General features: G+C 69.2%; 21 protein-coding genes. 13 read left to right on the forward strand and 8 right to left on the reverse strand.

Annotated elements, in window-relative coordinates; genetic code table 11:
* The first annotated feature begins 5 nt into the window (after positions 1-5).
* The 7 genes from ACFOM8_RS14455 (at position 6) to lpxB (ending at position 9,150) form a co-directional block, all read left to right on the forward strand.
* On the forward strand, positions 6-890 hold the full coding sequence (locus tag ACFOM8_RS14455; protein ID WP_377762511.1) for a DUF58 domain-containing protein: 885 nt from the start codon (positions 6-8) through the stop codon (positions 888-890).
* Entirely contained in the window at positions 890-3,649 is a 2,760-nt protein-coding gene (locus tag ACFOM8_RS14460; protein WP_377762513.1) for a DUF4159 domain-containing protein, read from the forward strand. The genes ACFOM8_RS14455 and ACFOM8_RS14460 overlap by 1 nt, the downstream gene beginning before the upstream one ends.
* The gene (locus ACFOM8_RS14465) at positions 3,646-5,799 is read left to right on the forward strand and encodes a hypothetical protein (RefSeq protein WP_377762514.1); all 2,154 of its coding nucleotides are present in this window, start codon (positions 3,646-3,648) and stop codon (positions 5,797-5,799) included. The genes ACFOM8_RS14460 and ACFOM8_RS14465 overlap by 4 nt, the downstream gene beginning before the upstream one ends.
* 60 nt (positions 5,800-5,859) lie before the next feature.
* Complete coding sequence (gene fabZ / locus ACFOM8_RS14470) at positions 5,860-6,339, forward strand: 3-hydroxyacyl-ACP dehydratase FabZ (RefSeq protein ID WP_377762516.1); 480 nt, start codon at positions 5,860-5,862, stop codon at positions 6,337-6,339.
* Positions 6,332-7,120, forward strand: coding sequence for an acyl-ACP--UDP-N-acetylglucosamine O-acyltransferase (gene lpxA, locus ACFOM8_RS14475; protein WP_377762518.1), 789 nt, complete (start codon positions 6,332-6,334; stop codon positions 7,118-7,120). The genes fabZ and lpxA overlap by 8 nt, the downstream gene beginning before the upstream one ends.
* The gene (gene lpxI, locus ACFOM8_RS14480; RefSeq protein ID WP_377762520.1) at positions 7,117-7,929 is read left to right on the forward strand and encodes a UDP-2,3-diacylglucosamine diphosphatase LpxI domain-containing protein; all 813 of its coding nucleotides are present in this window, start codon (positions 7,117-7,119) and stop codon (positions 7,927-7,929) included. Before lpxA ends, lpxI begins: the two co-directional genes overlap by 4 nt.
* 66 nt (positions 7,930-7,995) lie before the next feature.
* Complete coding sequence (gene lpxB / locus ACFOM8_RS14485; RefSeq protein WP_377762522.1) at positions 7,996-9,150, forward strand: lipid-A-disaccharide synthase; 1,155 nt, start codon at positions 7,996-7,998, stop codon at positions 9,148-9,150.
* On the opposite strand, the gene ACFOM8_RS14490 is transcribed toward lpxB, so the two are convergent.
* On the reverse strand, positions 9,134-9,481 hold the full coding sequence (locus tag ACFOM8_RS14490; RefSeq protein WP_377762524.1) for a RidA family protein: 348 nt from the start codon (positions 9,479-9,481) through the stop codon (positions 9,134-9,136). The two genes, lpxB and ACFOM8_RS14490, sit on opposite strands and share 17 nt — an antisense overlap.
* A 2-nt stretch (positions 9,482-9,483) precedes the next feature.
* Positions 9,484-10,239: a sulfite exporter TauE/SafE family protein gene (locus tag ACFOM8_RS14495; RefSeq protein WP_377762525.1), complete on the reverse strand. Its 756-nt coding sequence runs from the start codon at positions 10,237-10,239 to the stop codon at positions 9,484-9,486.
* 288 nt (positions 10,240-10,527) lie between these two features.
* On the opposite strand from ACFOM8_RS14495, the gene ACFOM8_RS14500 reads away from it, so the two are divergent.
* The 6 genes from ACFOM8_RS14500 to ACFOM8_RS14525 all read left to right on the forward strand — a co-directional run bounded on the left by ACFOM8_RS14500 (position 10,528) and on the right by ACFOM8_RS14525 (position 17,390).
* A complete protein-coding gene (locus ACFOM8_RS14500) occupies positions 10,528-11,631 on the forward strand; it encodes an ABC transporter ATP-binding protein (protein WP_377762527.1) in 1,104 nt (367 codons plus the stop codon).
* Between the two features lie 62 nt (positions 11,632-11,693).
* A complete protein-coding gene (locus ACFOM8_RS14505) occupies positions 11,694-12,764 on the forward strand; it encodes an ABC transporter substrate-binding protein (RefSeq protein WP_377762529.1) in 1,071 nt (356 codons plus the stop codon).
* Positions 12,765-12,856: 92 nt separating this feature from the next.
* Complete coding sequence (locus ACFOM8_RS14510) at positions 12,857-13,933, forward strand: ABC transporter substrate-binding protein (protein ID WP_377762531.1); 1,077 nt, start codon at positions 12,857-12,859, stop codon at positions 13,931-13,933.
* Positions 13,934-13,990: 57 nt separating this feature from the next.
* Positions 13,991-15,076 carry an ABC transporter substrate-binding protein gene (locus ACFOM8_RS14515; RefSeq protein ID WP_377762532.1) on the forward strand — a complete coding sequence of 362 codons (1,086 nt, stop codon included), beginning with the start codon at positions 13,991-13,993 and terminating at the stop codon, positions 15,074-15,076.
* A 61-nt stretch (positions 15,077-15,137) separates the two neighbouring features.
* The gene (locus tag ACFOM8_RS14520) at positions 15,138-16,436 is read left to right on the forward strand and encodes an ABC transporter permease (RefSeq protein ID WP_377762534.1); all 1,299 of its coding nucleotides are present in this window, start codon (positions 15,138-15,140) and stop codon (positions 16,434-16,436) included.
* A 3-nt stretch (positions 16,437-16,439) separates the two neighbouring features.
* The gene (locus ACFOM8_RS14525; RefSeq protein ID WP_377762536.1) at positions 16,440-17,390 is read left to right on the forward strand and encodes an ABC transporter permease; all 951 of its coding nucleotides are present in this window, start codon (positions 16,440-16,442) and stop codon (positions 17,388-17,390) included.
* A gap of 61 nt (positions 17,391-17,451) precedes the next feature.
* Here the strand turns inward: ACFOM8_RS14525 and ACFOM8_RS14530 are convergent, their stop codons facing one another.
* From ACFOM8_RS14530 to ACFOM8_RS14555, 6 genes are read right to left on the reverse strand one after another with little or no spacing between them, the layout of a single operon-like run.
* The gene (locus ACFOM8_RS14530) at positions 17,452-18,396 is read right to left on the reverse strand and encodes an AEC family transporter (RefSeq protein WP_377762538.1); all 945 of its coding nucleotides are present in this window, start codon (positions 18,394-18,396) and stop codon (positions 17,452-17,454) included.
* Entirely contained in the window at positions 18,393-19,211 is an 819-nt protein-coding gene (locus ACFOM8_RS14535) for an MBL fold metallo-hydrolase (protein WP_377762540.1), read from the reverse strand. The genes ACFOM8_RS14530 and ACFOM8_RS14535 overlap by 4 nt, the downstream gene beginning before the upstream one ends.
* The gene (locus ACFOM8_RS14540; protein WP_377762542.1) at positions 19,208-20,017 is read right to left on the reverse strand and encodes a TatD family hydrolase; all 810 of its coding nucleotides are present in this window, start codon (positions 20,015-20,017) and stop codon (positions 19,208-19,210) included. The genes ACFOM8_RS14535 and ACFOM8_RS14540 overlap by 4 nt, the downstream gene beginning before the upstream one ends.
* A gap of 3 nt (positions 20,018-20,020) precedes the next feature.
* Entirely contained in the window at positions 20,021-21,127 is a 1,107-nt protein-coding gene (locus ACFOM8_RS14545; protein WP_377762544.1) for a DNA polymerase III subunit delta', read from the reverse strand.
* A complete protein-coding gene (tmk, locus tag ACFOM8_RS14550; RefSeq protein WP_377762545.1) occupies positions 21,124-21,720 on the reverse strand; it encodes a dTMP kinase in 597 nt (198 codons plus the stop codon). Before tmk ends, ACFOM8_RS14545 begins: the two co-directional genes overlap by 4 nt.
* On the reverse strand, positions 21,720-22,865 hold the full coding sequence (locus ACFOM8_RS14555; protein WP_377762547.1) for a D-alanyl-D-alanine carboxypeptidase family protein: 1,146 nt from the start codon (positions 22,863-22,865) through the stop codon (positions 21,720-21,722). The genes tmk and ACFOM8_RS14555 overlap by 1 nt, the downstream gene beginning before the upstream one ends.
* Between the last annotated feature and the right edge of the window lie 64 nt (positions 22,866-22,929).

Below are 22,929 nucleotides of genomic sequence, written 5' to 3' on the forward strand. Positions count from 1 at the left end.
ATGCCTTGACCCGAAGCCCCGCCGAGTTCCGCGCCGCCCATCTCCGTTCAGGGGCGCAATCGGCAAGCGCGCATCTGCCCGCGCTGATCCTGTCGGCCGAGCGGCTGGCGGCCATGGTCGCGCCCGGCGCCCACGGCCTGCGGCGCGGCGGCCCGGGCGAGGATTTCTGGCAATACCGTCCCGCCGCCCAGGGCGATTCGGCCCGGGCCATCGACTGGCGCCGGTCGGCCCGGTCGGATGCGCAGTTCGTCCGCGACCGCGAGGCGCAGACCGCGCAGGCGGTGGGGCTGTGGATCTCGGCCGGGCAGGGGATGGGCTATGCCGGCGGCCCGGACCGTCCGGCCAAGGCGGACCGCGCGCATCTGCTGGCGCTGGCCCTGGCGATGGTGCTGCTGCGCGGGGGCGAGAAGGTGGGCCTGCTGGGCCAGCCCGCCCGCGCGGGGCGCATCCAGGCCGACCGTCTGGCCGAGCAGATCGTGGCGCGCGGCCCGGGCAAGCGCGACGACGACGCACCCTCGGCCGACCATCTGCGCCCGAACCAGCGGCTGGTGGTCCTGTCGGATTTCCTGGACGACCCGGCCTGGGTCGAGGTCTTGCTGGCCCGCGCGGCGGGCTTGGGCGTAACCGGCGTCCTGATGCAGGTTCTGGATCCCGACGAGGAAGTCTTTCCTTATGACGGCGCGGTCCTGTTCCGGTCCCTTTCGGGCGCGATCCGCCATGACAGCCGCGATGCGGGCGGCCTGCGAGAGGCCTATCTGGCGCGCCTGGCCGAACGGCGCGACTGGCTGCGCCGCCGGGCGGCCGAGGCGGGCTGGCATTTCGGCCTCCACAACACCGGCCATCCGCCCGCCGTCGCGTTAAGCTGGCTTTATCAGGTGCTTGCAGGCTGATGTTGATTCTTGGTCCCATAGGCTTCGCGGCCCCCTGGGTGCTGACGGCGCTGATCGCGCTGCCCGTGCTGTGGGTGATCCTGCGCGCCATGCCGCCCGCGCCGCGCCTTGTGGCGTTTCCCGGCGTGGCGTTGCTGCGCGGGCTGGTGGACCGGGTGCCGGTCGCCCGGCGCACGCCCCCTTGGCTGCTGCTGCTGCGCCTGGCCGCCGTGGCAGCGCTGATCCTGGGATTTGCCGGGCCGAGCTGGAAGCCGGCCGTGGCATCCGGCCAGACCGGCCCGCTGCTGGTGGTGCTGGACGCCGGCTGGTCCGCCGCGCCCGACTGGCCCGCCCGGCTGACCCGGGCCGAGGCCGCGCTGTCGGATGCCGCGGCCGAGGGGCGCCCCGCCGCCTTGCTGCTGGCCGACGGGCGCACACCGGGCGCCTTGGCCTTTGCCCCCGCCGACAGCCTGCTGGCCGGCTTGCGCGCGGCCCAACCCGCGCCCTGGGCCACCGGCCTGCCCGCCGATCCCGCCGCAGTCCTGGCCGCCGCGCCCGAAGGCCCGCTCGAGACGCTGTGGATGGCGGACGGGCTTGACCACCCGAACCGCGCCGCCTGGCTGTCCGCGCTGACGGATCGCGGAACCGTGGCCGTTGTTCCCCCGGCCCGCGCCGTCCGGTCGCTGTCGCTCCATGCGGGCGACACGCCCTCGCTGACGCTGGCGGCGATGGACGACGCCGCGCCCGCGATCCTGGCCATCGGCCCCGATCCGCAGGGCGTCGAACGCGAACTGGCCCGCCTGACCCCCGGCGATGCCGCCGCCGCCGCCGGGATCAGCACCCGCCCCGTGGCCATCGACCTGCCGCCGGAGCTGCGCAACCGCATCACCCGCTTCCAGGTGGAAGCCGAGGCCCATGCCGGGGCGGTGGTTCTGGCCGACGACCGGGTGAAGCGCCGCAAGGTGGGCCTTGTCGGCGATGCCGACCGCCAGGCCGAGGGGCAGGAGCTGCTGTCGCAGCTCCATTACCTGCGCCGCGCCCTGGCGCCCACGACCGATCTGGTCGAGGGGGGCCTGGGCGACGTGCTGAACAGCGCGCCCGACGTGATCGTGCTGGCCGATCAGGTCGATCTGGCCGAGGCGGAAGATCTGACGGAATGGGTGAACGACGGCGGGCTGCTGATCCGCTTTGCCGGGCCGCGCATGGCCGCGTTCGAGGATTTGCAGGACGAACCGTTGCTTCCCGTGGCCCTGCGCCAGGGCGGGCGCGACATCGGCGGCGCGCTGTCCTGGGGCGATCCCCGCGCCGTTCTGCCCTTTGCGGCGGATGGCGTCTTCGCGGGCCTGACCCCGCCCGGGGACGTGGCGGTCCGCGCGCAGCTGATGGCGCAGCCCGCGCCCGATCTGGCCGACAAGACGCTGGCCTCGCTGTCGGACAACACGCCGCTGGTCACGCGCGCCCGGGCGGGGCAGGGACAGGTGGTGCTGTTCCACGTCACCGCCAATGCCGAATGGTCGAACCTGCCGATCTCGGGCCTGTTCGTGGACATGCTGAACCGTCTGGTCGAGACCGCCCGCGTGTCCCCGGCCGAGACGCAGGCGGACGACCGCGACCAGCCGTTCTGGACGGCCGAAACCGTGCTGGACGGCTTTGGCCGCGCCTCGCCCGCCGAAGGGATGGCGCCGGTGGCCGCCGCCGACCTGGCGCTTGGCCCCGGCCCCGACCGCCCGGCAGGCATCTATGCCGCAGGCCAGCGGCGGATGGCGCTGAACGCGGGCGGGCCGCTGGCGCTGGCCGACTGGCCCGGCGCGACCGTCGAGACAACGGGAACCACGGGCGGGCGCGACCTCAAGGGGCCGCTTCTGGCCCTGGCCGCGCTGATCCTGGCGCTTGACGCCATAGGCTCGGCCGCCTTGGTGCGGGGCGGGCGCGTCGCCGCGGCCGTGCTGCTGGCGCTGCTGGTCCAGCCCGTGCCGCCCGCCGCCGCGCAGGATGCCGCGCCGGATCTGGACCCCGAACTGGTCCGCGCCGCCAACGAGGTCGCGCTGGCCTATGTCGTGACCGGAGACGACCGCGTGGACGTGGCGTCCCGCGAAGGCTTGCGGGGCCTTTCGATGGTGCTGGCGCAGCGCACCTCGGTCGAGCCGGGCGAACCTGTCGCCATCGAACTGGACAACGACGACCTGTCGATGCTGACGATGCTTTACTGGCCGATCACCGACACGCAGCCCGCGCCCTCGCCGCAGGCCTATGTTCGGCTCAACCACTTCATGCGCTCGGGCGGGATGATCCTGTTCGACACGCGCGACGGCGATGTCGCGGGCGTGGGGGGGCCGGACATGTCGCAGGCCTTGCAGGCCTTGGCCTCGCCCCTGGACATCCCGCCGCTGTCGCCGATCCCCGCCGATCACGTGCTGACCCGCAGCTTTTATCTGCTGGCCGACTTTCCCGGCCGCTGGCAGGGCAATCCCGTCTGGCTGGAAGCGCCCCCCGCAGGCGCCGAGGCCGCCGAGGGCGTGCCCTTCCGGCAGTTGAACGACGGCGTCAGCCCTGTCGTGATCGGCGGCAATTCCTGGGCCGAGGCCTGGGCCGTGGACGAGAACGGCTTTCCCGCCTATCCCATCGGCCGGGGATGGGAAGGCGAGCAGCAGCGCGAGCTGGCCTTCCGCTTCGGCGTGAATCTGATGATGTATGTGCTGACCGGCAACTACAAATCCGACCAGGTGCATGTGCCCGCCCTGCTGGACCGGATGCGGATCGAGGAGACGCTGGGCCCATGAACTGGCCGATGACGCAGCTTCGCTTTGACCCCTTGCTGCCATGGTGGGCCATTGCCGCGCTTGCCGTTCTTGCGCTGCTGGTAGCGGGCTTCGCGCTGTGGCGCGGCTTGCGCGGCTGGGCGTGGCGGGGGCTGGCCGGGCTGGCGGCGGCCCTGGCCCTGGCCGGACCCGCGCTCGAGATCGGCAGCCGCACGGGGCTGTCGGACATCGTGATCCTGATCGACGACCGCTCCGCCAGCCAGACGCTGCCCGAACGCGGCGCGCAGGCCGACGGGGCCGTCGATGCCCTGACCCGCCAGATCGCCGCGCTGCCCAACACCGAACTGCGCCGCGTCACGGTGGGCGACAACGCCGACGGCACCCTGCTGGCGACGGAAATGGCCCGCGCCATCGCCGCCGAACCCGAAACCCGGCTGGCGGGCGTCATCGCCGTCACCGACGGGCGTCTGCACGACCCGGCCATGCTGCCCGCCTCGGTTCCCGCCCCGGTTCATGTCCTGCTGACCGGCCGCCCTCAGGACTGGGACCGCCGTCTTGTGATCGAGGAAGCCCCCGCCTTCGGGCTGATCGACCAGGAGATCACGATCCGCCTTCGGGTCGAGGACCAGGGCGCCGTCCCCCCCGAGGCGCAGACCGGGTCCGTCAACCTGCGTTTGTCGCTGGACGGAGAGGACGAGCAGGTGGTGGCCGTGCCTCTCGGCCAGCCGATCAGCCTGCCCCTGACCCTGGATCACGCGGGCCAGAACGTCGTGCAGATCGCCTTTGATGCGCCCGCCGTCGACCAGCCGGGAAACGGCGAGCTGACCGACCGCAACAACGCCGCCGCCATCAGCATCAACGGCGTGCGCGACCGGCTGCGCGTTCTGCTGGTCTCGGGCGAGCCGCACGCGGGCGAACGAACCTGGCGCAACCTGCTGAAATCGGATGCAGCGGTGGATCTGATCCACTTCACCATCCTGCGCCCGCCCGACAAGTCCGACGGCGTGCCGGTCAACGAACTGTCGCTGATCGCCTTTCCGACCCAGGAACTGTTCATGGAGCGGATCGAGGATTTCGACCTGATCATCTTCGACCGCTACAGCGTGCGGGGCATCCTGCCGCCGGACTATTATGCCAACATCGCCAGCTATGTCGAAGGCGGCGGGGCGATCCTGGTTTCGGCGGGACCGGAGATGGCGGGGGTCGAAAGCCTGTATCTTTCGCCCCTGGGCCGCATCCTGCCCGCGCGCCCGAACGGCCAGGTGCTCGAGGAACCCTATCGGCCGCGCCTGACCGAGGAAGGCCGGCGCCATCCCGTCACCGCCGGGCTGCCGGGTGGCGAGGGCGAGGGCGGGGATCCGACCTGGGGCCGCTGGCTGCGCATGGCGACGGTGACGCCCGATCCCGGCGCGCAGGTGGCGATGACCGGGGTGGACGACCAGCCGCTGCTGATCCTCGACCGCGTGGGCGAGGGGCGGGTGGCGCTGCTCACCTCGGACCAGGTGTGGCTCTGGGGGCGCGGCTTCGAGGGCGGCGGGCCGCAACTGGAACTGCTGCGCCGCATCGCGCACTGGTCGATGAAGGAACCCGAACTCGAGGAGGAGGCGCTGCTGGCCGACGTGTCGGGCGACCTGTCCGTCCGCTTCACGCGCCGCACCATGTCCGACGCTGCCGGGCCGCTGATCGTCACCCGCCCCGATGGCGGAACCGAGGAGGTTCCGCTGACCGAGGCCGGGCCGGGCCGCTTCGCCGCCGACTGGACCGCGCCCGAACCGGGGCTTTACCGGCTGGCCGACGGCGACCTGCGCCGGGTGCTGGCGCTTGGCCCCGCCGCGCCGCGGGAATTCGAGCAGACGGTGGCCGACGCCGCGCCCCTGGCGCCCCTGCTCGCGGCGACGGGCGGAGGCGTGGCGGCCTTGTCGGACGGGGTGCCCGACCTGCGCACCGTGGCGCCCGGCCGGATCGCGCATGGCCGCGCGGGCCTGGGCGACTGGATCGCGATCACCCCGCGCGAGGCCGCCTCGGTCACCGGGCTGGAGCGCAGGCCGCTGCTGCCGGGCTGGGCCTGGCTTTTGCTGGTCGGGGGCCTGATCCTGACCGGCTGGCTGCGCGAAGGACGCGCCGGGCGCGGCAGCGGAGGGGCGCCGAGAGCCGGGGCCGGAGCCGCCTGATCGGCTTGCCAACGGCCTAGCGCGTTGCTAACCGGAAAAAAACGTCCCGAAGGAACGCTCATGGCCGAAGAAACGCGCGCCCCCGCCCCTTACACCGAGGCCGACCTGTCGCTGATCAAGCGCATCATCCCGCACCGGTACCCGTTCCTGTTCATCGACCGCGTGCGCGACATCGTGCCGAACGAAGGCGGCGTGGGCATCAAGATGGTCACCTGCAACGAGCCGCATTTCCAGGGCCATTTCCCCGAGGAACCCGTCATGCCCGGCGTCACCATCGTCGAGGCGATGGCCCAGACGGCGGCCGTGATCGTGGGCGTCAGCATGAACATCATCGACAAGCCCCTGGCGACCTATTTCATGGGCATCGACAAGTGCAAGTTCCGCCGCATGGTGGTGCCCGGCGACGTGCTGGAGCTGCATTGCAAGGCTCTGCGGGGCGGCGGCAAGATCTGGAAGTTCGAGGGCCGGGCCCTTGTGGACGGCCAGCTATGCGCATCCGCCGAATTCACCGCAATGATGGCGCTCAAGGCCGATGTCTGACAGCCTGATCCACCCCACCGCCGTGATCGAAAGCGGCGCGCGGATCGGCGCGGGCGTTCGGATCGGGCCGTTTTGCGTGGTCGGCCCCCGGGTGCGGCTGGCCGACGGGGTGGTGCTGAAGTCCCATGTCGCCGTTGCCGGGGACACCGCGGTCGGCGAAGGCACGACGATCTTTCCCTTTGCCTCCATCGGCGAGGTGCCCCAGGATCTGAAGTTCAAGGGCGAGGACGTGCGGCTGGAGATCGGCGCGCGCAACCGCATCCGCGAATACGTCACCATGAACCCGGGAACCGAGGGCGGCGGCGGCGTCACCCGCATCGGCGACGACGGGCTGTTCATGGCGGGCTGCCATGTGGGCCACGACTGCCGGCTGGGCGACCGGGTGATCCTGGTCAACAACGCATCCCTGGCCGGACATTGCCATCTGGACGACGACGTGATCATCGGCGGGCTGTCCGGCGTCCACCAATGGGTCCGCATCGGGCGCGGCGCGATGATCGGCGCGGTGACGATGGTGACGGCGGACGTGATCCCTTACGGCCTCGTGCAGGGACCGCGCGGGCATCTGGACGGGCTGAACCTCGTGGGCCTCAAGCGCCGGGGGGCCAGCCGGGCCGACATCCACGAGTTGCGCGAGATGCTGGACCGGCTGGGCACCGGCAGTTTCCGCGACACCGCCCGCCATCTGGCCCAGGCCGAGACCGGCGCGATGGTCCGCGACGTGCTGGACTTCATCCTGGGCCCCTCCGACCGCAGCTTCCTGACCCCCAAGCCCGCATGACCCGCACCGCCATCATCGCGGGCCAGGGCGCGCTGGCCCCCGCCGTCGTCGCCGCGCTGGACGCGCCGCTGGTTTATGCCCTGGACGGCTTCGCGCCCGAGGGTGTCGAGGCGCAGCCTTTCCGGCTGGAGCGGCTGGTTCCGTTTCTGGACAGCCTGATCGACCAGGACGTGTCGCGCGTCGTTTTCGCGGGCGCGATCCGCCGCCCGCGCCTGGACCCGGAACTGTTCGACAACCGCACGGCGCAACTGGTGCCGCGCATCATGGCGGCGATGCAATCGGGCGACGACGGCGCGCTGCGCGCGGTGCTGGACGTGTTCCAGGAACATGGGCTGGTCATCGCCTCGGTTGCCGAGGTTGCGCCCGGTCTGATCCCCGGCGAAGGCGTGCTGGCGGGAGAGCCGTCCGCCGCCGACCGGCGCGATGCGGCTCGGGCGGCGCTGATCCTGCAAACGCTGGGACCGCTGGACGTGGGGCAGGGGGTCGTGGTGGTGCAGGGCCAGTGTCTTGCCATCGAGACGCTGCCCGGCACCGCCGCCATGCTGGACTTCGCGGCCCGCCATGCGGGGCTGCGGCCCAACCCGAATGGTGCAAAGGGCGTGTTCTGGAAGGCGCCGAAACCCGGCCAGGACATGCGCATCGACCTGCCGACGCTTGGTCCCGACAGCGTCACCCAAGCCGCCGCCGCCGGATTGGCGGGGATTGCCTGGCAGGCGGGCGGCGTGATCCTGCTGGACCGGGACGAGGCCGTTCGTCGCGCGGAAGCGGCGGGCTTGTTTTTGTGGGCAATGCCGCTTTCGGGTATTTAGACAAAGAAGAAACCGGCTTCTTCTTTGCATAAATACCCAAGGCACATCGGCAGCGGAGCGCGGCGCATGAAGATCTTTCTGATCGCGGGCGAACCCTCGGGCGACCAGCTGGGCGCGGCGCTGATGGGGGGGCTGCGCGAGCTTCTGCCGGACGCCCGGTTCGTCGGCATCGGCGGCGAGGCGATGACCGCGCAGGGCCTGGACAGCCTGTTTCCCATGGCGGAGCTGAGCGTGATGGGCATCTGGGAGGTGCTGCCCAGGTATCGCCATCTGAAACGCCGCATCGCGGAAACGGCAAGCCGCGTCATTGCCGAAAACCCCGCCGTCCTGATCGGCATCGACAGTCCCGATTTCTGCCTGCGCGTGGCCCGCGCGGCGCGGGCGCAGCGGCCGGACCTGCGGATCATCCATTATGTCGCCCCCTCGGTCTGGGCCTGGCGGCCGGGGCGGGCGGCGAAGATGGCCGCCGTGGTCGATCACGTGCTGGCGATCCTGCCCTTCGAGCCGCCCTTGATGCGGGAGGCGGGCATGAGCTGCGATTTCGTCGGCCATCCCATTGCCGCCGCTCAGGTGGCCGGTCCCGACGAGGCCGCCTTGTTCCGCGCGGGCCACGGCATCGCGCCCGAAAGCCCCGTGGTCCTGTGCCTGCCCGGATCGCGCGGGGGTGAGGTGGCGCGGCTGCTGCCTCGGTTTGGGCAGGCGCTGGCCGAGCTGCGCCATCACGCGCCCGACATGCAGGTGGTGCTGCCGACCGTGCCGGGCGTGGCCGGTCAGGTCAGGCACCTGACCGCGCAGTGGCCCGCCCGGCCCCTGATCGTCGAGGATGCCGACCAGAAGCGCGCGGCCTTCGCGGCGGCGGATCTGGCGCTGGCCGCCTCCGGGACCGTCAGTCTGGACCTGGCGGCGAACCGGGTGCCGATGGTGATCGGCTACGACATGGCGCCGCTCAGCCGGATTCTGGTCGGGATGCTGCTGAAGACCGACACGGTGACGCTGGTCAATCTTGTCAGCGAGACCCGCGCGGTGCCCGAGTTCCTGGGCCGCGATTGCCAGCCCGCGCCTATGGCAGGGGCGTTGCGAAGGCTGCTGGACGATCCCGCCGCCCGGCAGGCCCAGCTGGACGCGATGGATCTGACCATGGACCGGCTGGGCAAGGGAGGCGAGGCGCCGGGCCTGCGCGCCGCCCGGTCCGTGTTGCGCGCGGTTACAGCACCGCGGTGACGATCACCTCGACCTTGTAGTCCGGCGTCGCCAGCTTCGCCTCGCCGGTCGCGCGGGCGGGGGTGTGGCCCTGCGGCGCCCACCGGTCCCAGACGGCGTTCATTTCCGCGAAATCGGCCATGTCGGCCAGCCACACCTGGGCGGACACGATGCGGGTCTTGTCGGTTCCCGCCTCGGCCAGCAGGCGGTCCACCTGTTCCAGCACCACGCGGGTCTGGTCGGCGACCGAGGCCCCCGGCTCGCCCACCTGGCCCGCCAGCCAGACGATGCCGTTCGCGACCACCGCCTGGCTCATGCGGGGGCCGGTTTCGATACGCTTGATGTCGCTCATGTTCATGCTCCTTGAATGAGACGCCGGAAGAAGATCGCGGTCATGCCCAGGCCGATCACGGCGATCAGCATGCGCAGGGCGGGGCGCGGGATACGCCGGGCCACGGGCGCCCCGGCATAGCCGCCGGTGATGGTGCAAGCCCCCATGATCGCCGCCGGTCCCCAGGCGACCGCGCCGCCTGCCGCGAAGACCGCAAAGGCCACGATGGACAGCGCGAAGGACAACCAGCATTTCAGCCCGTTCATCTGGTGCAGGTCGGTCATGCCCCACATCGCGAACATCGCCAGCAGCACGATGCCCAGGCCGCCGTTGAAATAGCCGCCGTAGATCGCGACCGGCATCAGGATGCCCAGGCCGAAAGGCACAACCGCCGACCGCCAGCGGGACGCCATCCGCCGCACGTCGTCGGCAAAGGAAAAGACCAGCGTCGCGGCCAGCAGCAGAAACGGCACCAGGACCGAAAAGGCCTCGTTCGAACTGACCAGCAGCAGCCCGCTGCCGATGGCCCCGCCGATCATCGTCCAGGCCGTCAGCTTCGGAAAGGGCGCGTCGTGGATGGCGCGGATGTCGTCGCGGAACCCGATCGCCGAGGCCAGATAGCCCGGCAGCGCGGCCACGGTCGTGGTGGCATTGGCGGCGACGGGCGGGATGCCCAGGAACACAAGGGTCGGAAAGGTGATGAATGTGCCGCCGCCGGCCACCGCGTTCAGCATTCCGCCAAGCAGCCCGGCGAAGAACAGCAGGGCGGCGTCAAGCATGGGCGGCCTTTCGTGTGGTCGTGAACGGCATTCGGACCGCGGGTCGGACCGCGGGATTCGGACTGGCCGCGACGCTAGCGGCAGGGGTGCAAAGGCACAAGCCCCGCATGGCCGGGACGTTTGCCTGCCCTTGCGGCGGGACTGCCTGTTCGCCGGGCAGCCCGGGCCGATGCATGTTAGCGACCTTTGGTGGCGAAGAAATGTCGCAAACGGTGTTGCGCCCGCGGCAAGGCGCTGCTTAACCTGTTGATGCGCTGATCAAGAAACAGAACACGGGGAGAGCGCCTTTTGCTGGACGACCGCCGCGGCGATAGCTTCGTCGCCTTTGAACATGTGCAGAAAAGCTATGACGGACAGACGCTTGTCGTCAAAGACCTGAACCTGTCCATCGGCAAGGGAGAGTTCCTGACCATGCTCGGGCCGTCGGGTTCGGGCAAGACGACCTGCCTGATGATGCTTGCCGGCTTCGAGACCGCGACTCATGGCGAGATCCGGCTGGCCGGGCGCCCCATCAACCAGGTGCCCCCGCACAAGCGGGGCATCGGCATGGTGTTCCAGAACTATGCCCTTTTTCCGCACATGACCGTGGGCGAGAACCTGTCCTTCCCGCTGGAAGTCCGTGGCATGTCCAAACCCGAACGCGAAAGCCGCATCGCCCGCGCGCTGGACATGGTGCAGATGGGCAAGTTCATCAACCGCCGCCCCGCGCAGCTGTCGGGCGGCCAGCAGCAGCGGATCGCGCTGGCCCGCGCCCTGGTCTTCGACCCCGAACTGGTGCTGATGGACGAACCCCTGGGCGCGCTGGACAAGCAGCTGCGCGAACACATGCAGTTCGAGATCAAGCACTTGCATGAAAGCCTTGGGATTACGGTGGTTTACGTGACCCACGACCAGGGCGAGGCCTTGACCATGTCCGACCGCGTGGCCGTGTTCAACGACGGGCGCATCCAGCAGCTGGCCGCGCCCGCCGACCTTTACGAACGCCCCGAAAACAGCTTCGTGGCCCAGTTCATCGGCGAAAACAACAAGCTGCCCGGCACCATCGAGGAGCTGTCGGGCGACAAGGCCCTTGTGCGGCTGGCGACGGGAGAGCTGATCGACGCGACGCCCGTGAACATCAAGGACAAGGGCCAGAAGACGCTGGTCTCGATCCGTCCCGAACGGGTCGAGTTCAAGCCCGAGATGATGCCGCCGGGGGCGCACATGATCGGGGCCGAGGTTTGCGACGTGATCTACATGGGCGACATCCTTCGCGCGCGCCTCAAGGTGGCGGGCAGCAACGACTTCGTGATGAAGATGCGCAACACGATCGGCCAGACGCGGCTGGAGCCGGGCCAGCAGATCAGGATCGGCTGGCACCCGGCGGATGCCCGCGCCCTGGATCCGGTGTGACGGCCGCGCCCCGGCCCATCAACGACGGCAAATGCCGCAGTTCCTTGCAGTTGGAGTGATAGATGAAACGAACGCTTGCCCTGACCACCGCGCTTGGCCTGATCGCCTTTCCCGCGCTGGCCGATGTGAACCTGCTGTCCTGGGGCGGGGCCTATGGCAACAGCCACCTGGAAGCCTATGCCAAACCCTTTGAGGCCGAAACGGGCATCAAGGTGAACATGGCCGATGCCGACAACCCGGCCACGCCCATCAAGGCCATGGTCGAGGCGGGCAATGTCACCACCGACGTGGCATCCGTCGAATATGCCGACGCGGTGCGGCTGTGCGACGAGGGGCTGCTGGAAACCATCGACCCCTCGATCCTGGTCGCGGCCGAGGACGGCACCCCGGCCACCGAGGACTTCATCGAGGGCGCGGTCACGGAATGCTTTGTCGCGACCGACGTTTATTCGATGGTTCTGGCCTATGACGACAGTAAGTTCCCGGACGCCAAGCCCGCCAGCCCGGCGGATTTCTTCGACCTGGAAAAGTTCCCCGGCAAGCGCACCATGCGCAAGGGCGCCAAGTTCAACCTGGAGCTGGCGCTGATGGCCGACGGCGTTCCGGCCGCCGAAGTCTACGAGACGCTGGCGACCCCCGAGGGCGTGGACCGCGCCTTTGCCAAGCTGGAAACCATCAAGGACGACGTGATCTGGTGGGAAGCGGGCGCGCAGCCGCCGCAGCTGCTGGCCGACGGCGAGGTCACGATGGCCTACGCCTTCAACGGGCGGATCTTCAACGCCGCCCAGGGCGAAGGCAAGCCCTTCAAGATCATCTGGGACGGCCAGGTTTATGAAATGGAAGGCTGGGTCGTGCCGAAGGGCGCCGCCAACCTGGAGGACGCGATGAAGTTCGTGGCCTGGACCACCTCGCCCGCGCCGCAGGCCCGCGCGGCCGAGTTCATCAGCTATGGCCCGCCGCGCCGGTCGGCCGCGGCCCTGGTCGGCAATGTCGAGGGCACCGACGTGCCCATGGGTCCGAACCTGCCCACCACCGCCGAGAACATGACCAATGCGCTGCCGTCGAACCTGGACTTCTGGGTCGATCACGACGCCGAACTGAACGAGCGGTTCAACAGCTGGCTGGCCGGCTGACCACCGGACCGGGGCGGGCGCATCCCGCCCCTTGCCCACAGCGGGCCAAGAACAAGGGGCAACGACCCCACCACCAACGGGAGAAGAATAACGTGAAAACCACTCTGGTCCTATCCACCGCCCTTGCCGGCCTGGCCTTCGCGGCCCCCGCGCAAGAGGTCAACGTCGTGTCCTGGGGCGGCGCCTACGAGGTCAGCCAGGTCGAGGCCTACAACAAGCCCTTCACCGAGGCGACCGGCATCAAGGCCAACATGATCGCCGCCGACGACCCGGCCACGCCGCTCAAGGCGCAGATCGAGGCGGGGAACGTCACCGGCGATGTCTTCGACCTGGCGATGGCCGATGCGATCCGGCTGTGCGACGAAGGCGCGCTGATGGAATTCGATCCCGCCGACCTGCCCGCAGGCGCCGACGGCACCCCCGCCGAGGAGGATTTCGTCGAAGGATCGCTGTCCGACTGCGCCGTGGGCAACATCGTCTGGGGCACCGTGATCGGCTACGACAAGACGAAGTTCCAGGGCGAGGCTCCAGCGACCGTGGCCGATTTCTTCGACACCGCGAAGTTTCCCGGCAAGCGCGGCCTGCCCAAGTCGCCCAAGCGGACGCTGTATCTGGCGCTGATCGCCGACGGCGTGCCGGCCGACCAGATCTATGACACGCTGGCCACCCCCGAGGGCGTGGACCGCGCCTTCGCCAAGCTGGACACCATCAAGAACGACGTGATCTGGTGGGAAGCGGGCGCGCAGCCGATGCAGCTGCTGGCCGACGGAGAGGTCGTGATGACCACCGTCTACAACGGCCGGATCTTCGACGCGATGGTGGGCGAGGGCAAGCCCTTCGACGTGATCTGGGACGGGCAATACCTGGAGATCAACGCCTTTGTCGTGCCCAAGGACGCCCCCAACCCGGAAGCCGCCGTGGTATACGTCAAGTTCGCCACCGGCACGCAGCCCTTGGCCGATCAGGCGAAATACATCGCCTATGGCCCGGCGCGGCAGTCCTCGGCCCCGCTGGTGGGCATGTACAAGGACGGCACGACCGAAATGGCCCCGCACATGCCGACCAATCCCGACCACCTGACCTCCGCCGTGGTGGACAATCCGGAGTTCTGGGCCGACCACGACGCCGAACTGTCCGAACGCTTCAACAGCTGGCTTGCCGGTGCCTGATCGAGCGGCGCCGCACGTGGCGCCGTTTTTCACCCAAAGGGTTCGGGAAAGCAGACCATGACCAGACGACTGATTGCAGGAACGGTGCTGGCGGCCTTGGCCGGGGCCGCGGCCCAGGCCCAGGAAGGGCCGATCAACATCACCACCTATGGCGGCGCCTTCGGGGCCGCCGTGAACGAGGCTTTCGTCAAGCCCTTCACCGCCGTGACGGGCGTCCAGACGACGATGGTGGACAACGACAACCCCCCCGCCATGTTGAAGGCCGAGGTCGAGGCGGGCAATATCACCAGCGATGTTTATGATGTCGAACAGTCGGACGTGATCCGCCTGTGCGACGAGGGCCTGATCGAGCCGATCGACCCCGCGATCCTGCCCGCCGCCGCCGACGGCACGCCCGCGACCGAGGATTACCTTCCCTCGGCGCTGCACGACTGCGCGACGGCGATCATGGTGTGGTCCACGGTCATCGCCTATGACACCGAGGCGTTCCCGGACGCGGCGCCGGCGACCGTCGCGGATTTCTTCGACACCGACAGGTTCCCCGGCAAGCGCGGCATCATCAAGCGGCCGAAATACGCGCTGGAATTCGCCTTGCTGGGCGACGGCGTGCCGCCCGACCAGGTTTACGAGGTGCTTTCGACGCCCGAGGGCGTGGACCGCGCCTTCGCCAAGCTGGACAGCATCAAGGACGAGGTGATCTGGTGGGAAGCGGGCGCGCAGGCGCCGCAGCTTCTGGCCGACAAGGAGGTGTCGATGACCCTGGCCTACAACGGCCGGATCTTCGATGCCATCGTTTCGGAAGGCAAGCCCTTCGCCTTTGTCTGGGACGGCGTGAACCTGGACATGGATTACTGGGTGGTGCCGAAGGACGCGCCTAACAAGGACGTGGCGATGCAGTTCATCGCCTTCGCCTCGGACCCCGCGCGGCAGGCCGACCTGTCGAAATACATCGCCTACGGCCCGCCGCGCAAATCGGCGGCGGCCAGCGTCGGCACCTACAAGGACGGCACCACGCAAATGGCGCCCTATCTGCCGACGACGCCCGAGAACGCCGAACGCGCCCTGGTCAACGACGCGGCCTTCTGGGCCGATCACGACGCCGAACTGTCCGAACGCTTCAACAGCTGGCTGGCCGGCGCCTGACATGACGACTGCCGCCGCCCGGCATCCGCGGGGCGGCGGCCAACGATACCTTGAGGAAGACATGGCGAACGCACTCGATCCGCACGCAGCCATTGCGACAACGGCTTCCGGCCTGACCGACGGCAGCTTGCGGACCGCCGACGGCAGGCCGCTGGTGCGCGCCCTGGCCCGGTCGCAGGCGCTGGCCCGGCGCCGCGCCTTTCTGTTGGTGCTGCCGCTGCTGGCCTTTATCCTGATCACCTTCGTGGTGCCGATCGGGCAGATGTTGCAGCGGTCGTTCTACAACGACGGCTTTTCGGCCAATATGCCGCAACTGTCGCAATGGTTCGCCGACAACCCGCGCGGAACCGAGCCTGACGACGCCGCCTGGACCGCGCTGGCCGCCGACCTGCAAGCGTCGGCCGAGGCGCGCACCATTGGCGTGGTGGGCACGCGCATCAACTACGACGTGCCGGGCACGCGGTCGCTGTTCACCTCGACCGGCAGGCAGGTCCGCCGGGGCCTCGAGCCGCCCTATCGGGACGCGCTGCTGGAGATCAACGAGGATTGGGGCGATCCCGTCCTGTGGTCCGCCATGCGCGAGGCTTCCAACCCCGTGACCGGCAACTTCTACCTGGCCGCCGTGGACCGCAAGCGCGGCGCCGACGGCAGCATCCAGCAGGTCGAGGAGCGCCAGCAGGTTTATGTGATGCTGTTCATGCGCACCTTCTGGCTGTCGCTGGTGATCACCTTTATCACCTTTGTCCTGGGCTTTCCCATCGCGCATCTGCTGGCGACATTGCCCATGCGCAAGTCGAACCTGCTGATGATCCTGGTGCTGCTGCCCTTCTGGACCTCGCTTCTGGTGCGGACCACAAGCTGGATGGTGCTGCTGCAACAGCAGGGGGTGATCAACGACATCCTGGTCTGGCTGGGGGTGATCGGGCCGGACGGGCGGTTGCAGATGATCTACAACCAGGCCGGCACGATCATCGCCATGACCCATATCCTGCTGCCCTTCATGATCCTGCCCTTGTATTCCGTGATGCGCACCATCAACCCGTCCTATGTCCGCGCCGCCCGGTCCCTTGGCGCGACAAGCTGGACCGCCTTCCGCCGGGTGTATTTCCCGCAGACGCTGCCGGGCCTTGGGGCGGGGGCGCTGCTGGTGTTCATCCTGGCCGTGGGCTATTACATCACGCCCGCGCTGGTCGGCGGATCGTCGGGGCAGCTGATTTCCAACATGATCGCGATGCACATGACCGACACGCTGAACTGGTCGATGGCCGCAGCCCTGGCGGCGCTGCTGCTGGGCGCGGTTCTGCTGCTTTATTGGGTGTATGACCGGATGGTCGGCATCGACAACCTGAAGCTGGGGTGATCCATGGCAGTCCCGACCTATGCAACGCCCCTGGAGCGCATCTGGCATTACGCCTATCTGGTGATCTGCGGGCTGATCTTCTTTTTCCTGATCGCGCCCATCGTAGTGATCATCCCGCTGTCCTTCAACGCCGAGCCGTACTTCACCTTCACCGACCGGATGCTGTCCTTTGATCCCGAGGGCTACAGCCTGCGCTGGTATCGCAGCCTGCTGACCTTCGGGATGCAGAACCCGGACGCGACCGGCTGGGCCTTCTGGGCGGACGCCTGGAACAACGCCAACTGGGTGAAGGCCGCGAAGAACTCGATCATCATCGGGGTGGCATCGACCATCGTGGCGACGGTGCTGGGGACGCTGGCGGCGCTTGGCCTGTCGCGCCCCGAGATGCCGTTCCGCCGGGCGATCATGGCGATCCTGATCTCGCCCATGATCGTGCCGCTGATCATCACGGCGACGGGGATGTTCTTCTTCTACTCGAATCCCTGCGAGTTGCTGGGCGTCTTTGGCCTGCCCACGAATTGCGGGCGGCTGGCGGGCACCTATCTGGGCGTGATCCTGGCTCACGCGACGCTGGGCATTCCCTTTGTGATCATCACCGTGACGGCGACGCTGGTGGGCTTCGATCAGTCGCTGAACCGGGCGGCGGCCTCGCTGGGGGCCAATCCGCGCACGACCTTCTTTCGCGTGACCATGCCGCTGATCCTGCCGGGCGTGATCTCGGGCGCGCTGTTCGCCTTCGTGACCTCGTTCGACGAGGTGGTGGCGGTGCTGTTCATCGCCGGGCCGGACCAGCAGACCATCCCGCGGCAGATGTGGAACGGCATCCGCGAGCAGATCAGCCCCGCGATCCTCGCGGTGGCGACGCTGCTGGTGATCTTCTCGATCGCGCTGTTGACCACGGTGGAACTGCTGCGGCGGCGGTCCGAGCGGATCCGGGGCGTGACGCCCAGGTGACAGGCTGGGGGCTTTGCGCCCCCAGACCCCCGCAGGGTATTTAGGCAAAGAAGAAGCGGCTCTACGGCAGGATCGCCAGCCACATCCAGATTGACAGAACCGAAACGGCGGTGCCGACAAGCACTGTCGTCGCGGCGACGCGCTTGGCCGCGCCGTAAAGGTTCGCGAACAGATAGGCGTTGACCCCCGGCGCCATGGCGGCTGTCATGACGGCGGACCGCAAGCCCGCATCGTCCAGGCCGGTGATTCGGGCAAGGGCATAGACGATGCCGGGATGGATCAGCAGCGAACAGGCGCAGCACATCGCGATGGCCCCCGTGTCCCCTTCCGGGCGGTAGCGGTAAAGGATGCCGCCCAGGCCGAACAGCGCGGCGGGAAGGGCGGCACCGGCGATCATGTCCACGGCGGCCCAGAAGCCCTCGGGCATGACAAGGCCCGCCTGTTGCAGCACGTTCATCGTCATGCCCGCCAGGATGCCGATCACAAGGGGCGTCCGCAGCACCCCCGTCATCGCGCGAAGGGCGACACGGCCCACGGACAAGCCGCTGCCATGGGCGCGGGTGAATTCCATGAAGGTGATGCCGAAGGTGTAGAGCAGCGGCGAATGGATCGCGATGATCGCCCAGTTGCCCGCCAGCGAGTCCGGGCCATAAGCGCGCTCGGTGATCGGGATGCCCAGCAGCAGGCTGTTGGAAAAAAGGCAGGTGAAGCCGATGGCGACGCAATCCACGGGCGGGCGGCGGAAAACGAAGCGTGCCCCCGCCCAGCCGATGAAGAAGCTGGAAAAGGCGCCGACATAGAAGGGCAGCAGCAGGCCCGCGCGGAACTCCGTTCCCAGGTCAAGCCGCGCCATGGAGGCGAACAGCAGCGTGGGCGCGGCGAAGTTCTGGGCGAAGACCATCAGCCCGTCCACCGCGCTTTCGCGGAAGAGGGCGCGCCAGGCCACCAGATAGCCGAAGCCAACGATCAGGAAGACCGGAACGATGATGTTGAACAGCGCGCTCATAGCGCGGCGGGGTGGTCGGGGGTCTCGGCCGTGGCCTCGATCACCATGCCGTCGAAGGCGGGAACGACGTGGTCGGGCGTTGTGGCCGCGACGGTGGCATAGTCCATGTCGATATGCATGTTGGTCAGCACCCCGCGCGGGCATCCCGACCGCGCGATCCAGTCCAGCGCCCGGGCCAGATGGGCATGGCTGGGATGGGGCTGCGGGCGCAGGGCGTCGCAGACGAAGACCTCGGCCCCGTGGATCAGGGGCCAGGCCTGGTGGGGGATCTCGGACACGTCGGGCAGGTAGACCAGCCCGCCGATGCGCAGGCCCAGGGCGGTGATCTCTCCGTGCTGGACGCGGAAGGGGATCAGCGTGACCGGGCCGCCGGGCCCGTCCACGGCGATGGGGCCGTCGATCAGGTGCAGGTCGCAGATCGGCGTGTAGTAGCTGCCGGGCGGGGTTTTGAAGATGTAGCCGAAGCGGTCCAGCAGTTGCTCGGACGTGGGAATGTCGGCCCAGACGGGGATCAGCCTGCCCGCGTTGAAGGCCACCTGCCGCAGGTCGTCGATGCCGTGGATGTGGTCGGCATGGGGATGGGTATAAACCACCGCGTCCAGCGTGGCCACGTCGGCGTCCAGCAGCTGCGGCACCAGGTCGGGGCCGGTGTCGATCAGCACCTGCGTCACGCCCCGCGGCCCGGGACGTTCCACCAGCATCGAGCAGCGGCGGCGGCGGTTCCTGGGTTCAGCGGGATCGCAGGCGCCCCAGCGGTTTCCCAGCCGGGGCACGCCGCCCGAGGATCCGCAGCCCAGGATCGTCGCGCGGATCATGGGGCGGCCTTCGGGAACAGCCGGTCGAAATTGGCCGAGGTTCGCGCCGCGAACTGCGGATAGTCCATGCCAAGGGCTTCGGCCAGGATGGCGGCCGTTTTCGCGGCATAGGCCGGTTCGTTGCGCTTGCCGCGATGCGGGGGCGGGGCAAGATAGGGGCTGTCGGTCTCGACCAGGATGCGGTCCAGGGGGGCTGCGGCGAAGATCGCGCGCAGGTCGGTGGAACGCGGAAAGGCGGCGATCCCCGAGATCGACAGGTAGAACCCGAGGTCCAGCGCCGTCCGCGCCAGGGCCGCGCCCGAGGTGAAGCAATGCATCACGCAGGAAAACGCGCCCGCGCGGTGTTCGTCCGCCAGGATGCGGGCCATGTCGCCGTCGGCATCGCGCGAATGGATGATCAGCGGCAGGCCGGTGCGGCGCGCTGCCTCGATGTGGACCGCCAGGCTTTCGGCCTGAAGGGCGGCGCTGTCGGCGGTGTAGTGGTAGTCGAGGCCGGTTTCGCCGATGCCCACGAATTTCGGATGGGCCGACAAGGCGACAAGCTGGTCCACCGTCGCCATGGGCTCCTCGGCCGCGCTCATGGGATGGGTGCCGGCGGCGTAGAAGACGCCGGCGTAGCGTTCCGCAAGGGCGCGGACCCGGGGTTCCTGGCGCAGGCGGGTGCAGATCGTGACCATGCGGGTGACGCCTGCCGCGCGGGCGCGGTCGATCAGGGCGTCATGTTCGCCGTCGAAGTCGGGGAAGTCCAGATGGCAATGGCTGTCGACAATGGCGGGAGGAGCCGGCGGAGAGGCCGCGTTGGACATGGATCAACCTTTGGCTGGCAGGGCGGATCGCGCGGGCGGCAGATGCGCCAGTTCGATCAGCATATCCATCACCAGCGCGCCAGGGTCAAGGTTGACCGCCCGCCCTGTCCGGGCGCGGGCCGACAGGCGGGCCTGCGCGTCCGCCCAGGCCCGCGCCGCCCGGTCGTCGGGCGAGATGCGAGCCAGCAGCGCCCCTTCGCCGCGCGCGGCCTGGGGCAGGGGGGCGCCCATCAGCCCCGCCCGCGCGGTGCGGGCCAGAAAGCGGTCCAGCACCGTCATGGTCAGGTCAAAGGGATCGCCCTCGGCCCCCGCCCGCCCCGCCGCCGCGTCGGCAAAGGCGGCGGCCAGCGGACGGTCCAGTCGGGGCAGGGTGGCCATCAGGTCCACAAGCTGCTGATAGCGGTCAAGGCCGCCCTGGCCCGCCAGGCGCAAGGCCTCGCCCACCGAGCCGTCGGACAGGGCGGAAAGCGCCTCGGCGTCCTCGTCGATGCCCAGGCGGGACAGGACATCGCCCATCTGCGCAGGGTTCAGCGGCGACAAGCGCAGGGTGCGGCAGCGGGACCGGATCGTGGGCAGCAGGCCGGCGGGCTGATGCGCGACGATCAGGATCAGCGCGTCGGCGGGCGGTTCTTCCAGCACCTTCAGCAGGGCATTGGCGGCGGCCGTGTTCATGTCGTCGGCGGCGTCGATGATGGCGATGCGGCGCCCGCCCTCGGCCGCGGAAAGGTGGAAAAAGGACAGAAGCCTGCGGATTTCGTCCACGGTGATCTGGGCGGACAGGCGGCCCGCCTTGTCGTCCCAAGGGCGGCGGACCAGATGCAGGCGCGGTTCCGCCAACGCCGCCATGCGCCGCGCCTCGGGGGTGTCGGCCGCGCCGAACGGACCGGCCGCCCCCGCCAGCATCCAGCGGGCGATGGCCCAGGCAAGCGTCGCCTTGCCGACGCCGCGCGGGCCGGTCAGCAGCCAGGCGTGGTGCAAACGGCCGGATCGCGCGGCGTCGGTGAACTCGGCGATGGCATGGTCCTGGCCGATCACCCGGTCGGTATGGCGCGGATGCGGCGCGCCGGGAACGCGGTCGGGTTCCGGTATGTCGTCGGGATCGGTCCTCACAACGCGGCCCGGATGCGGGCGGCGACATCGGCCTCGCTGCCGGTGCCGTCGATCAGGCGCACGCGGGCCGGGAACTCGGAGGCCAAGGCGCGGAAGCCCTGCGCCAGCCGCCGCTGGAAGGACAGGCCCAGGCTTTCGAAGCGATCCTCGGCCCCGCCGCGCGCGTTGCCCCGGCCAAGCGCGGTCGCGGGATCCAGGTCGATGACGAAAGTCAGGTCCGGTTCCACGCCGATCGCCAGGTCGTGCATCCGGTCCACGAAACCGCGCAGGTCGCCGCGCGTGGCGCCCTGATAAACGCGGGTCGAATCAGCGAAACGGTCGGTGATGACGGTTTGCCCGGCGGCCAGGGCCGGGCGGATGGCGCGTTCCAGGTGATCGCGGCGGGCGGCGGTGAACAGCAGGCATTCGGTTTCCGCCGACCAGCGTTCGCCCGCCCCTTCCACCAGCAGGCGGCGGATCTCCTCGGCCCCCGGGCTGCCGCCGGGCTCGCGGGTCAGGACGACCGCGCGGCCCTCGGCCCGCAGGGCCTCGGCCAGCAGGCGGGCCTGCGTGGACTTGCCGCAGCCGTCGATCCCCTCGAAGCTGATGAACATCAAAGGCCGGCTGCCTCGACCGCCTTGTGGCCAAGACGCATGACGGCGCCCTTCATGCGGCCCGCGAAACCGGCCTCGGGCACGTCCTCGGCGGCCAGCAGGGGGGTGACGGCCTCTTGCGTGCCGGGCACGGTCACAACCAGGCGGCCGACGGGATCGCCCTTGGCGATGGGCGCGGGGATGGGCGAATCGAAGACCGCCTCGACCTTGACCTGATCCTGCGATCCGGCGGGGATCAGCACGTTCACGCCATCCTTGGTGGTCAGACCCACGCGGGACCGCGTGCCCAGCCAGACCGGAGCCTCCAGCACCGTTTCGCCCGCGGGCACCAGCGTTTCCATGCTGAACTGGCGGAAGGCCCAGTTGACGATCCGCTCGGATTCCTCGGCCCGCGCGGTGTCCGACGGCAGGCCGCTGACCACGAAGATCACCCGCCGACCGTTCTGCACGGCGGACCCGACCAGGCCATAGCCCGCTTCTTGGGTATGGCCGGTCTTGAGGCCGTCGGCCCCGATGTCCAGCTTCAGGATCGGGTTGCGGTTGAAGCGGTTCGACGGCACCCGGTCCATGTAGCGGAATTCGGTCAGCGCGAAATTGCCGTAGTATTGCGGAAAGTCGCGGATAAGGAGCATCGCCAGCATTCCCAGATCCTCGGCCGACATGACATGGCCCTCGGCGGGCCAGCCGGTCGAGTTCTTGAAGACGGAATGCTTCAGCCCCAGCGTCTTGGCGCGTTCGGTCATCTGGCGGGCAAAGGCTTCCTCGGTTCCCGCCAGGCCCTCGGCCAGAACCACGCAGGCGTCGTTCCCGGACAGCACGATCACGCCCTTGATCAACTGGTCCACGGTGGGCGTGTCGCGGGGTTCGACGAACATCTTCGATCCGCCCATCTGCCAGGCCCGGGTGGACACGGGCAGCGTGTCGGTCAGCTTCAGGCGGCCGTTCTGCAACGCCTCGAACACCATGTACAGCGTCATCAGCTTGGACATCGAGGCGGGCGGGATCGGCACATCGGCGTTCTTCGACATCAGCACCGTGCTGGTGTTCACGTCGTAAACCCAGGCCGAGGTCGCATTGGTCTCGAACGCCTGCACGGGGGCGGCCAGGGACAGAAGGGCGAAAAGCCGCAGCAGGAACGCGCGCATGGAAGATCCTTTGCCTGTTTCGGCCGATGGTTACAGCAAGCCCAGGCCTGTCGCAACGCGGGCC

This window comes from Paracoccus angustae (genome assembly GCF_042648745.1).
Classification (GTDB): Bacteria; Pseudomonadota; Alphaproteobacteria; order Rhodobacterales; family Rhodobacteraceae; genus Paracoccus; species Paracoccus angustae.